Below are 13,747 nucleotides of genomic sequence, written 5' to 3'. Positions count from 1 at the left end.
GCGCAGCGGCAGCCGCGGGTGATCGAAGTGGACGCCCTGGACTTCGATTCCCCGGCCAAACCCCTTGCGGTGGTCATTTACCCGAAGGTCGCCTACTTGCAGTACACCTCGGGTTCGACCCGGGCCCCGGCTGGAGTGGAGATCACTCATCGCAACGCCATCGTCAACATCGACCAGTGCGTCACCGAATACTTTGAGCACCTTGACGGGATGCCGGAGGACCTGACCGTCGTGTGCTGGGCGCCGTTGTACCACGACATGGGATTGATCCTGGGGGTCTTCTTCCCGCTCTGCACGGGCCGGCCAGGGGTGTTGATGAGTCCGGTGGCGTTCATGCAGAAGCCGGTGCGATGGATCCAGCAGATGGCCGCACACCCCAGCGTGATCACCGCCGGGCCGAACTTCTCCTTTGACGTCGCCGCGCGCCGCTGCGCCGATGCCGATCTGCAGGGACTGGATCTGAGTCAGGTACTGGTCATGATCAACGGCGGTGAGCGGGTTCATGCCGCGACCGTGCGGCGGTTCGCCGAGCGGTTCGGCCCGCTCGGTCTGTCGGATGCCTCGATGCGGCCGACTCTGGGGATGGCTGAGGCGGCGGTGTTCGTGGTGACCTCGGCCGGTGGCCGGCCACCGACGATGGTGCGTCTCGATACCGAGAAGCTGGCGGCCGGGCATGCGGAGGTGTGCGAGGAGGGCGGCACCGAACTGGTGACCGCCGGAATGCCGCGAACCTGCGAGCTGCGGGTCGTCGATCCCGAGACGCTGCTGGAGAAGCCGGCCGGTGAGGTGGGCGAGCTCTGGATGCAGGGTGATCAGGTCGGCGCGGGGTACTGGCGCAATCCGGAGGCGACCGAGCGCACGTTCAACGGTCAGCTGGCACAGACCCCGGAGGGCACGCCGGGGGGCCGTTGGCTGCGGACCGGCGACCTCGCGGTGATGTTCGAGGGCGAAGTGTTCATTATCGGGCGGCTCAAGGATCTGCTGATCGTCGACGGGCGTAACCACTATCCCGATGACATCGAGGCCACGGTCGCCGAGGTCACCGGGGGACGGGTGGCCGCAGTCGCCGACACCGACGACACCGCCGAAAAGCTCGTCGTAATCGCTGAAGTCAAGGAGGCCGATCCGGATCGGCTCGTCGCGATGAAACAGCTTGTCACCGCCGCGATTTCGCGAGACCACGGGGTCCGGGTGTCGGATGCGATGTTCCTGCCCCCGCGTTCGCTTCCGATCACGACCAGTGGCAAGGTGCGCCGGAAGTCTTCTCTGCAGATGTACCAGTCGGGCGAGTTCCGCCGGTTGAAAGAAGGTGTCCCACGATGAACCAAACAACCAAGAACCAGACAACCACGAGTCAGACGACCATGAGCCACACCACCATCCCCGAGTTGATCGAGCGCCGGGCTGACGAGCAGCCGGACGATACGGCCTACACGTTCTACGACTACGAGACCGACCCCGCCGGAGCGGCGGAGAGCATCACCTGGTCGGAACTGCGCGACCGGGTCGAGGTCGTAGCCGAGGCGTTGGCCAAGCTCGGTCCGCCCGGTGAGCGTGCGGTCGTGCTGGCTCCGCAGGGTCTGGATTACATCGTCGGTTTCCTCGGTGCGATCCGCGCCGGGTTCATCGCCGTCCCGCTCTCGGTGCCGCAGGTGGGTCAACACGACGAACGGGTGGCCGGTGCGCTGGGCGACAGTACGCCCGTCGCAGTCCTGACCACGTCCGCGGTCGTCGACGAGGTCCGCAACTACACTCAGGCGCAGTCGGCGCAACGGCCGCCGCGGGTTATCGAGATCGACGCGCTGGACTTCTACTCACCGGCGAAACCTCCTGTGCTCGAAGATGTTCCGAAGATCGCGTACCTGCAGTACACGTCCGGATCCACTCGCCGGCCCGCCGGGGTGTCCATCACCCACGCCAATGTCATCGCGAACCTGGTGCAGGCTCTCCCGGACTACCTGGAGGCCTTCGACTACCCGCCCCGCGAGCTCACCGTGGTGTCGTGGGCGCCGTTCTACCACGACATGGGCATGGTCGTCGGTATCTGCATCCCGCTGTACACCGGATGCCCGGCGGTGCTGATGAGCCCGGTGTCCTTCCTGCAGAAGCCGGTTCGCTGGCTGCAGCACATCGCCGCCAACCCCAACACCTACACCGCCGGGCCGAACTTCGCCTACGAGGTCGTGATGGCGCGAACCTCGGACGAGGAGATGGCCGGACTGGACCTGAGCCGGACCGCGGTGATGATCAACGGTGCCGAGCGGGTGCGGGGATCGACGGTGCGGCGGTTCAACGAGCGGTTCGCACAGTTCGGGTTGCCGGACTACGCCATGCGGACCACCTGGGGCATGGCCGAGGCGACCGTCTACGTGGGCTCCTCGCTGGGCGGTCGCCCGCCGGCCGTGGTGCGCTTCGACACCGAAACACTGTCGGCCGGGCGCGCCGAGCTGGTCGAGTCCGGTGGCTCGGAGCTGGTGAGCCACGGCCCGCCGCGGGGCTGTGACTTCCGGATCGTCGACCCCGAGACGCACGTGGAGAAGCCGGCCGGCGAGGTGGGCGAAGTCTGGGTGCACGGCCCCCAGGTGGCAGGCGGATACTGGCGCAACCCCGAGTTGACCGAGCAGGTGCTCAACGGACAGCTGGCCGAAGGCTCGCCGGCAGGACCGTGGCTGCGGTCGGGCGATTTCGCGGTGATGTTCGACGGTGAGCTCTACATCATCGGTCGGATGAAGGATCTGCTGATCGTCGACGGTCGCAACCACTATCCCGACGACATCGAGGCCACCGTCAGCAAGTTCACCGGCGGCCGGGTGGCGGCGATCTCCGTTGCCGACGACACAGGCGAGCAACTCGTCGTCATCGCCGAACTGCGGAGCAAAGACCCCGAAGCGATCGGACAACTCAAACAGCAGGTGACAGCCGCGATTTCGAAAACCCACGGGGTGCGGGTCGCCGACCTGGTGCTGGTTGGGTCAAGTTCGATTCCGGTCACGACCAGCGGGAAGGTGCGACGTTCAGCGTCCGCGCAGCGGTACACCTCCGGTGAGTTCAGCCGGTTGGACACCCACCCATGACCCAGGGTTTCGGGGGCCACGACGAGGACGCTCTTCGGCACTGGATAGCCGATTATCTGGTTGACAGCCTGGGCTGCAGCCGGGAGCAGATCGAGCTCGGTGCGTCGATGCACGATCTCGGCGTCGGCTCCCGGGATGCGGTGGTGCTGACCGGGCGGCTGTCGGAGTTGTTGGACCGGCCGGTCTCACCGGTGGAGTTCTGGCAGTACCCGACGGTCACCGCGCTGGCCCGGTTCCTGACCGGTGGGGAGGTCGAACCGGTCGACGTGGGCCTCGGCGGCCCGCGGCCCGGCGGGCGCGATCCGATCGCTGTGATCGGAGTGGGCTGCCGGTTCCCGGGCGGGGTCACGGACTTGGACGGCTTGGCCGATTTCCTGGCGGGCGGCGGGTCCGGGGTGCGGGAAGTGCCCCAGGATCGCTGGTCGGGCCTCACCGACGGGTCGCCGGAAGAGGCCGCTGTCGTCGCGGCCACCACCCGGTGGGGCGGTTACCTGGACGGACTGGCCGAGTTCGACGCGGACTTCTTCGAGATCCCGGCCGGCGAGGCCGACAAGATGGACCCCCAGCAGCGGTTGCTTCTGGAGGTGACGAGTGAGGCCCTCGACCACGCCGGGATCCCCGCCGATTCGCTGGCCGAGACCCGAACCGGGGTGTTCGCCGGCGCCTGCTCGGCCGAATACTGGCCGATCGCGACCGCTGACCTGACCGCCGTCGACGCCTGGTCGGGCACCGGTGGCGCGCTGAGCATCATCGCCAACCGACTGTCCTACTTCTTCGATCTGCGCGGTCCGTCGGTGACCGTCGACACCGCGTGTTCGTCGTCGTTGGTCGCCGTGCACATGGCCTGTCAGAGTCTGCGGTCGGGGGAGTCCGATGTCGCGCTTGCCGGCGGTGTCAACGTGCTGCTGTCGCCCGCCCCGACGCGCAGTTTCGATGTGGCCGAGGTGCTTTCGCGCTCGGGCGGGTGCCACGCCTTCGACGCCGCCGCGGACGGTTTCGTGCGCAGCGAGGGCGCCGGGGTGGTGGTGCTCAAGCGGCTGAGCGACGCGGTGCGCGACGGTGATCGGGTTCTGGCGGTGGTGCGGGGGTCGGCGGTCAATCAGGACGGCCGGTCCAACGGTCTGATGGCGCCGAATCCGGCGGCCCAGATGGCAGTGCTGCGGGCGGCGTACGCCGACGCCGGGGTGGACCCACGCAATGTCGGCTACGTCGAGGCGCACGGCACCGGAACGCTGTTGGGTGATCCGATCGAGGCCCGGGCGCTGGGCACCGTGCTGGGCAAGGGCCGGCCGGCAGACGAGCCGCTGCTGATCGGGTCGGTGAAGTCGAACCTGGGCCACCTGGAGGCCGCCGCCGGTATCGCCGGACTGGCCAAGGCGGTGCTGGCGGTGAACCGGGGCGTGGTGCCCGCCAACCTGGACTACCGCAACCCCAACCCGCACATCCCGTTCCACAAACTACGCTTGAAAGTCGTTGCAGAACAGACTTATTGGGAAGATCGGGGCCGTACCCGGATCGCCGGGGTGTCGTCGTTCGGATTCGGCGGCACCAACGCGCATGTGGTGCTGGAGCAGCCGCCCGTGCAGCCCGCCGGGCCGGCCGAACTCGATTCGCCGCCGGTCACCACCCTGGTCGTCTCCGGCCGGACCCCGGACCGGATCGCCGCGGCAGCGGGTTCGATCGCCGACTGGATGGCCGGGGCCGGCGCCGGTGTCGGCCTGGACCAGGTGGCCCACACGCTCAACCACCACCGCACCCGCTATCCGGTGTTCGCCACCGTCTGCGCCCGGGACCGCGCGCAGGCCGCCGAAGGACTGGCCGCTCTGGCCGCCGGCCGGTCGGCTCCCGGAGTGGTCGGCGCGCACGCCGGCCGGTGCCGGCCGGGAACGGTGTTCGTCTACTCCGGCCAGGGCTCGCAGTGGGTCGGCATGGGCCGGCGGTTGCTGGTCGACGAGCCCGCGTTCGCCGCCGCCATCGACGATCTGGAACCGGCGTTCTCCCGGCAGGTCGGGTTCTCGCTTCGGCACGTCCTCACCGACGCGCAGGAGGTGCGCGGAGACGCCCGGGTGCAACCGGTCGTGATGGGACTGCAGTTGGCCCTGACAGCCCTGTGGCGCTCGCACGGGGTGCATCCCGATGCGGTGATCGGCCACTCGATGGGCGAGGTCAGCGCGGCGGTGGTGGCCGGGGCGCTGACCTCCGAGCAGGGGTTCGCCGTGATCGCCGCGCGGTCGCGACTGATGTCCGAACTGGCCGGACCGGGTGCGGTGGCGCTGCTCGAGGCCGACGCCGCCGCCGCCGAGACACTGATCGCCGACTATCCCGGGGTGGAGATCGCCGGATATCTCGCACCGCGGCAGACGGTGGTGGCCGGCCCGGTCGACGCGATCGAGGCGCTGCTCGCCGCCGCGACCGCGGCGAACCGATTCGCCCGGCGGGTGAACATGGAGGTCGCCTCGCACACCGCCCTGATGGACCCGGTCTGCGAACCGCTGCGCGCCGAGCTGGCTGAGCTGACCCCGCGGGTGCCGCTGGTCAGGATGTTCTCCACGGTCACCGATCCGGCCGGCACCCCGGCGCTCGACGCCGACTACTGGGTGTCCAACGTCCGCCGCCCGGTGCGCTTCGAGCAGGCGGTCAGCGCCGCCGGCGCCGACCACGGCACGTTCATCGAGATCAGCCCGAACCCGATCCTGACGCACTCCATCGACGACACCCTCGGCGATGTGCACCACCATGCCCGGGGCACGCTGCTCCGCGACGCCGACGACACCCTGAGCTTCCACACCAGCCTCAACGCCACCCACACCACGCATCCACCCGTCACACCGCACCCGCCGGGGCCGCACACCCCGCTGCCCGCCACGCCCTGGCAGCACAGCACCCACTGGGTGCCGGTCCGAGCGTCCCGGCGCGGCGCGGGCGAACCAGCCGCGGCGCACGGCCCGGTGGCCTCGGTGGTGCCGCAGGAGTGGGTCTGCTCGGTGCAGTGGCCGGTGAGTCCGCCGGCCGCCGATCCGGCCGACGGCGGCGATCAGACCTGGCTGGTGATCGCCGACAGCGCGATCGGCGCGGAGCTGGGCCGCCGGCTCGGCGACGCGGCGGTGACCGTTGTCGATCCCGCCGAACTTGCCGAGGACCCCGAGGCGGTGATCGCCGAACTGGCCGGCGTCACCCATGTGCTCTACGCCCCGGAGGCCGTCACACCGGCTGCCGACGCGGGGAATCCGTTGCGGGCCAAGCAGATCTTCGCCGCCGCACGGACACTGGCCGCCGCCATCGCCGATCGGCCCCTGCCGCCGAACCTGACCATGCTCACCCGCAATGCCGTCCCCATCGAGGCCGGCGACCGGGCCAATCCGGCGCACGCCATGCTGTGGGGCCTAGGCCGCACCCTGGCCCTGGAGCACCCCGAGATCTGGGGCCGGCTCATCGACGTCGACGAGTCGGTGCCCGCCGAGATCGCGGCGAACTGGGTGCTGGACGAGGCGGCCGCCGACACCGAACAGTCCGAGGACCAGGTGGCCTACCGCGCCGGTGTGCGCCGCGTTCCGCGACTGCGCCGCACCACGCTGCCGGCCGACACCGTCCGGCTGGACCCCGACACCAGCCACCTCGTCGTCGGCGCGACCGGCAACATCGGTCCGCACCTGATCGGCTATCTCGCCGAGCAGGGTGCCACCACCATCGTCGCGGTGTCGCGCAACCCCGGCACCCGCCTGGATCCGCTCACCGAAACCCTTGCGGGCCGCGGTGTCCGGCTGGTCACCGTCGCCGCCGACGCCGCCGACGAGACGGCCCTGGCCGCGCTGTTTGACCGGTTCGGCGCCGACCTGCCGCCGCTGTCCGGCATTTACCTCGCCGCCTTCGGCGGCGGTCCGGCGACGCTGCGGGACATGACCGACGCCGACGTCACCGCCATGTTCGGCCCCAAGCTCGACGCCGCCTGGCTGCTGCACAGACTCTCCGCGCGCCAACCGGTCCGGCAGTTCGTGCTGTTCACCTCCATCTCCGGGCTGCTCGGATCGCGGTGGCTGGGGCACTACGCCGCAACGACGACCTACCTGGACACCTTCGCCTACGCGCGGCGGGCGGCCGGGCTGCCCGCTACCGCCGTCGACTGGGGATGGTGGAAGTCGTTGGCCGACACCCAATCCGAGGCCGAGCGGCAGGTGACCCTGGAATCGGGTCTGCTGCCGATGTCCGACGATGCCATCCGGGCGCTGTCCGTGCTGACCGCTCCGCAGGCGCCGGTGTGCTGCAGTGTGGTCGCCGCGGACTGGGATCGCCTGGCCGGCGCCTACCGCACCCGGGCCTCGCTGCGCATCGTCGATGAGTTGCTGGCTGGTCGGCGCGCAGCAGCCGAGGACGGCTCGCAGACAACGGAATTCAGGGCGGCACTGCAAGCGTGCGATCCGTCGCGGCGCCGCGAGCTGCTCACCGACACCGTCTGCGCCATGGTGGCCCAGGCGATGGGGCTGGCCTCGCCGGCCGAACTCGACCGCTCGGCCGGGTTCTTCCAGTCCGGGATGAACTCACTGACCAGCGTGGCCCTGCGGCGATCACTCGGTGAAGCCCTCGGCGAGGAGCTGCCCGCGTCGGTGGTCTTCGACTACCCATCGGTCGACGAACTGGTCGGATTCCTCGCGGCCAAGCTGCCCGAGACGGCCGTCGGCGTCGAGACCGCCACCGAGGACGACTACGGCGATCTCGCCGAAGACGAACTGCTCCAAAAACTATCCGAAAGACTGGGTTAACTCCATGACTGCCCCCGCGCCTGACCGCCGCGCGATCATCACCGAGGCGCTGCGCAAGATCGACGATCTCACCGCGCGCCTGGCGATCGCCGAGAAGGCCACCACCGAGCCAATCGCCGTGGTGGGCATCGGCTGCCGGCTGCCCGGCGGCGTGACCAACACCGACGAGTTCTGGACCCTGCTGACCGAGGGCGCCAGCGGCGTCGTCCGGGTGCCCGCCGACCGCTGGGACGCCGACGCCCTGTACTCCGAGGACCACACCGTCCCCGGCACGATCTGCAACCGGGTCGGCGGCTTCCTGACCTCCTGGCAGCCCGACGAATTCGACGCGGAGTTCTTCAACATCGCCCCCCGCGAGGCGGCGGCCATCGACCCGCAGCAGCGGCTGCTGCTCGAAGTCACCTGGGAGGCTTTGGAAAACGCGGGCATCAACCCACAGTCCATCAAAGGCACCCAGACCGGTGTTTTCATCGGCCTGACCACCAACGACTACTACCACTCGGTGGCCTCGAAGCTGCGCCTGGAGCAGATCGACGCCTACATCCCGTTCGGGAACGCGCCGAATTTCGCCGCCGGGCGGCTGTCGTACTTCCTCGGCGCCCGCGGACCGGCGGTGGTGATGGACACGGCGTGCTCGTCGTCGCTGGTCTCCATCCACCTGGCCTGCGAAAGCCTGCGCCGCCGGGAGAGCGACGCCGCACTGGCGGCCGGCGTGAACCTGATCCTGAGCCCGGAGAACAGCATCGGCTGTTCGCGCTTCGGCATGCTCTCCCCGGACGGCATCATCAAGACCTTCGACGCCGACGCCAACGGGTACGTGCGCAGCGAAGGCTGCGGTGTGGTGGTGCTCAAACGGCTTGAGGACGCTCAGCGCGACGGCGACCGCATCCTCGCCGTGGTTCGCGGATCGGCGGTCAACCAGGACGGCGCCAGCAGCGGGCAGACCGTTCCCAACGGACCCGCACAGCAGGCCCTGATGCGCCAGGCGCTGCACTCGGCGCGCCTGGCGCCCTCCGACGTCGACTACGTCGAAGCCCACGGCACCGGAACCGGCCTGGGCGACCCGATCGAACTCGATGCACTGGCCGAGGTGTACGGCGACCGGGGCGGCTCGGCCCCGCTGGTGCTCGGTTCGGTGAAAACCAACCTGGGTCATCTGGAGTCGGCGGCCGGGGTCACCGGCTTCATCAAAGCCGTTCTCAGTGTGGCGCACGGCCACATTCCCCGCCAGCTCAACTTCACCCGGCTGACCCCGCTGGCGGGTCCGGGTGCGGCGAAGTTCGTCATCGCCGCCGAGCCGCTGGACTGGCCGCAGGTCGACCGCCCGCGGCGGGCCGCGGTGTCGTCATTCGGTGTCAGCGGCACCAACGCCCACGTCATCGTCGAGCAGGCCCCCGCTGTCGAATCCGCCGCGCACGAACCGGAGCCCGCCGTGAGCACCCTGGTGGTCAGCGGCCGCAGCCCGCAGCGCATCGCCGCCACGGCGCAGCGGCTGGCCGACTGGCTCGACGACACGCAGGCCACCGGCGCCGCGCGGTTGTCGGAAGTCGCCCACACCCTCAACCATCACCGGGCCCGCTACCCGCTGTTCGCCACCGTCGCCGCCACCGACCGGCAGCAGGCGGTGGAAGGACTGCGCGGCCTGGCCGGCGGTTACCCCGCCCCGGGTGTGGTCGGCCCGCACAGCGGCCAGTGCCGCCCCGGCACGGTGTTCGTGTACTCCGGTCAGGGGTCGCAGTGGGCGGGGATGGGCCGTCGGCTGTTGGCCGAGGAGTCGGCGTTCGCCGCGGCGGTCGAGGAGTTGGAGCCGTCTTTCGTTGAGCAGGTGGGTTTTTCGCTGCGTGAGGTGCTGGCCTCCGGTGAGCCGGTGGTGGGTATCGCCCGCATTCAGCCGGTGTTGGTGGGGGTGCAGTTGGCGCTGACGGCGCTGTGGCGGTCCTATGGTGTGCATCCGGATGCGGTGATCGGGCATTCGATGGGCGAGGTGACCGCTGCGGTGGTCGCCGGGGCGTTGACCCCCGCCGAAGGCTTGACGGTGATCGCCACCCGGTCGCGGCTGATGTCGCGGCTGTCCGGTCAGGGCGCGATGGCACTGCTGGAACTGCGGCCCGAGGCCGCCGGTGAGGTACTCGCCGATTACCCGGATGTCGCGGTGGCGGTGGAGGCCTCGCCCCGGCAGGTGGTGATCGCCGGCCCGCCCGATCAGGTCGACGCGGTGATCGCGGTGGTTTCCGCCCAGGACCGACTGGCCCGCCGGGTCGAGGTGGACGTGGCCTCGCACCACGCGATCATCGACCCCGTCCTCGACGACCTCCGAACCGAACTGGCCGGGCTGAACCCGCAGCGCCCCCGGATTCCGGTGTTCGTCACCACCGGCGGGCGGGAGCGCAGCGACTCGGGGATCGGACCCGGTGGGCACGAGCGCAGCGAATCGGGGATGGGACCCGGCGACCGTGGCGCTGATGCGGTGTTCGACGCCGATCACTGGGTGGCAAACCTGCGCAACCCGGTGCGCTTCACCCAGGCGGTGGCCGCCGCCGGCGCGAAGCACGGCACCTTCATCGAAGTCAGCCCGCACCCGATCCTGACCTACGCCGTCGACGACACCCTCACCGACGTCCACCATCACACCGTCGCCACCCTGACCCGTGACGGCGACGACACCCTCACCTTCCACACCAACCTCAACGCCACCCACACCGTCCGTACGCCGGAGACCGAGCACCACCACGTCGCGCATGTCCCGCTGCCGGTCACGCCGTGGCATCACACCCGGCACTGGATCTCGGCTCCGCCGCCGCCCCGTCAGGCGGGTGCGTCGTCACCCGCACCGGGTACCGTCCTCGGTGCGCACATGCCGGTCGCCGGCGCCATGAGCGGTCACCTGTGGCAAGCCTGTTTGGAGCCGAACAGCAAGCCCTACAACGGATTCCGCAGGCTGGCTGGTGCTGAGATCGTTCCGGCCTCGGTGCTGATCGCGACGCTGGCACGCGCGGTCGTCGAATCCGGCGCGGCCGCTGTCGAGGACGTCACCTTCGACAGCCCGCTCACCCTCGATCAGCCGCGGCTGGTCCAGGTTTACACCGACGGCGAGTCGGTCAGCATCTCCTCGGCGCCCGACGGCGACGCTGCCGGACAGCACTGGATCAGAAACGTCAACGCCCGCATGTCGTCTCGCGCGGCCGTCGATATGGCCGAGCCCGCCGCCGACGGCGCTGCCGCGCCCGACCCGTCCTCGATCGACGAACTCCATATCGGCTGGCGCATCGAAGGGCGCGCCTTCGACTGGTCGGTCGACTCACACGAAGCGGTACCCGGACGACTCCGTGCCGACATCGTCGCGGCCGACAGCCCCGACATCACCGCCGCGCTGCTCGACGCGGCGATGGACCTGGCCCGCCTGGCCGGTGCGCCGAACGCGGGGCTGCTGCTCCCGATCGGGGCCGAGACCATCCGGTTCGCCGGCAACGTGCCCAGCACAGCCCGCGGCGTCGTCGAGATCCGCCGGCGCGGCGGCGGCGAGGACGACCTCGTCGTCGACGTGGCCATTCGCACCGCGGATCAGCAGGCCATCGTGGACATTCGGGGCCTGCGCTACAAGGCGGTGCAGTCCGATGCCGCGCTCGCCCCGGCCGCCGATCCGGATGCGGTGGCGCACGTCGTGAACTGGCAGCCGTGGGAGCCTGAGGCCGGTAGCCGCGGTCCGGGTTCGCTGGCGATCCTCGGCAACGACGCCGCCGCCCGGGCGCTGCGTGACCGGCTCGGCGATCTGGGCTACCCCCAGGCGGATCCGGCCGACGCGCGTTACATCGTCTACGTCGCCGACACCGAGACCGCGGAGGCCGACGTCGACGTCGCCACCCGACTCATCTGCGACGTGGGCGGCATCGTGACCCGGCTGGTCGACCGCGACCCGCGCAATCCGGGCACCCTGTGGATCGTCACCCGCGGTGTCCGTGAGGCCGTATCCGAGTCGGCCCGCCGGCAGAGTTGCCTCTGGGCGCTGGGCGGTGTCATCGGCGCCGAACAACCTCAGGTGTGGGGTGGCCTGCTCGACGTCGGACCCGACGACGACCTGGCGGACTGCGCGGCGGTGCTGTCGGAGATCCTGCCCGCGACCGCGAAATCGACGGTGCTGCTGCGTGATGGTCTGCTGACGGCAGCGGTGGTGGCTCCGCTCACCGGTACCACCGCGCGGCAGCCGCTGCGCTGTCGACCTGACGCGGCCTATCTGGTCACCGGTGGCCTGGGCGACCTCGGGCTGATGACCGCGAACTGGCTCGCCGACCGCGGCGCGCGCCACCTGATCCTGGTCGGACGATCCGGCTTGCCGCCTCGCGCCGGCGACAACGACGGTGCCGACCCGGCCACCCGCCGCCGGATGGCGGCCATCTCCGCGCTGGAGCGGCGCGGGGTGACGGTGCAGACCGCGGCCATCGACGTCGGCTCGGCCGACGATGTTTCGGCGCTCATCGCCCATCGCGAGGCCGACCACGCGGCGCCCATCCGCGGGGTGGTGCACGGCGCTGGCCTGGCCGAGGGCCAGTTGCTCACCGACCTCGAACCGGACCGGGTGCGGCGCACCGTGTGGCCGAAGATCGCCGGAGCGCAGGTGCTGCACGACGCATTCCCGCCCGGTCGGCTGGACTTCCTATACCTGATCGCCTCTGCCGGAACGGTTTTCGGAGTCCCGGGTCAGGCCGCCTACGCGGGCGGCAACGCCTATCTCGACGCGCTTGCCCGGGCCCGTCACCGTCAGGGCGATAACACCGTCAGCCTGGACTGGGTGGCCTGGGAGGGCCTGGGTCTGGGCAAGGACGCCCAGCTGGTGGTCAGTGAGTTGGAGCGGGTCGGCTCCCGGCCGATCAACCCGGCGGAAGCCTCCGCCGCGTGGGAGTACGTCACCCGTTACGACGTCGCCCAGGTGGTGATGGCGCCGATGCAGACCGCCGCGGCCGCCGACCAGGGCGAGCAGGCCGCCCTGCCCTCTATGGACTGGTCGGCGCTGACACCCGAGGAGATGCAGGCCGAACTGCGCAGCGGAGTGCGGGCGATCGTCGCCGGGGAACTGCGCATCCCGGAGGACCAGATCGAGCTGGACCGGCCGTTCGCGGAGATGGGCCTGAACTCGGTGATGGCGATCTCGATCCGGCGGCGCCTCGAGCAGTTCGTGGGCGTGGAACTGTCGGCAACCATGTTGTTCAACCACCCGACAATCGAGAGCTTCAGTACCTACCTGGCGGTCAGACTGGCCCCCGAGCAGGCAGCGGGCGCCGACGATCACGATGTCGACGACGATACGGCGGGCAGTCTGCTCGATTCGCTGTTCGACACCGTCGAGTCGACCGCCGAAGGGATTCTGTAAATGGCCGACCGCGAGTTGTCGATTCCGGCGCTGCTTGGGAGCAGGGCGGAGCAGCAGCCGGATGACGTCGCCTACACCTTCGTCGACTACGACGCCGATCCCGCCGGGTCCGCCGAAAGCCTGACCTGGTCGCAGCTTCGGGACCGGGTCGAGGTGGTGGCCGAGGCGCTGGCCAAGCTGGGTGCACCCGGTGAGCGGGCGCTCGTGGTGGCTCCGCAGGGTCTGGAGTATGTGGTCGGCTTCCTCGGGGCGATCCGTGCCGGGTTCATCGCCGTGCCACTCTCGGTGCCGCAACCTGGCCAGCACGATGATCGGATCGTCAGTGTGCTGCAGGACTGCGCCCCGGTCGCCGTGCTCACCACGTCCGCGATCACCGACGAGGTACGCACCTACGCCCAGGCGCAGACGGCGCAGCGGCAGCCGCAGGTGATCGAAGTGGACGCCCTGGACTTCGATTCCCCGGCCAAACCCCTTGCGGTGGTCATTTACCCGAAGGTCGCCTACTTGCAGTACACCTCGGGTTCGACCCGGGCCCCGGCTGGAGTGGAGAT

The 13,747-nt window shown here is 70.1% G+C and carries 5 protein-coding genes; all 5 read left to right on the top strand.

What is annotated here, in order from left to right; translation table 11 throughout:
• Window positions 1-1,323: AMP-binding protein (locus ADBZ6I_RS10425; RefSeq protein ID WP_526383491.1), on the top strand; the 1,323-nt coding region annotated here is incomplete at its 5' end.
• A 41-nt stretch (window positions 1,324-1,364) separates the two neighbouring features.
• Window positions 1,365-3,074: a fatty-acid--AMP ligase gene (locus tag ADBZ6I_RS10420; RefSeq protein ID WP_526383489.1), complete on the top strand. Its 1,710-nt coding sequence runs from the start codon at window positions 1,365-1,367 to the stop codon at window positions 3,072-3,074.
• Window positions 3,071-7,831, top strand: coding sequence for an SDR family NAD(P)-dependent oxidoreductase (locus tag ADBZ6I_RS10415; protein ID WP_526383487.1), 4,761 nt, complete (start codon window positions 3,071-3,073; stop codon window positions 7,829-7,831). The genes ADBZ6I_RS10420 and ADBZ6I_RS10415 overlap by 4 nt, the downstream gene beginning before the upstream one ends.
• Window positions 7,832-7,835: 4 nt before the next feature.
• On the top strand, window positions 7,836-13,196 hold the full coding sequence (locus tag ADBZ6I_RS10410; RefSeq protein ID WP_526383485.1) for a type I polyketide synthase: 5,361 nt from the start codon (window positions 7,836-7,838) through the stop codon (window positions 13,194-13,196).
• Window positions 13,197-13,747, top strand: a 551-nt coding sequence (locus ADBZ6I_RS10405) for an AMP-binding protein (RefSeq protein ID WP_526383483.1), incomplete at its 3' end; no start/stop codon positions are given.

It is taken from the genome of Mycobacterium sp., assembly GCF_044342925.1.
In the GTDB taxonomy this organism is placed as follows: Bacteria; Actinomycetota; Actinomycetes; order Mycobacteriales; family Mycobacteriaceae; genus Mycobacterium.
Note: the sequence above shows the minus strand (reverse complement) of the source record. Positions and strands in the feature narration are given on the sequence as shown.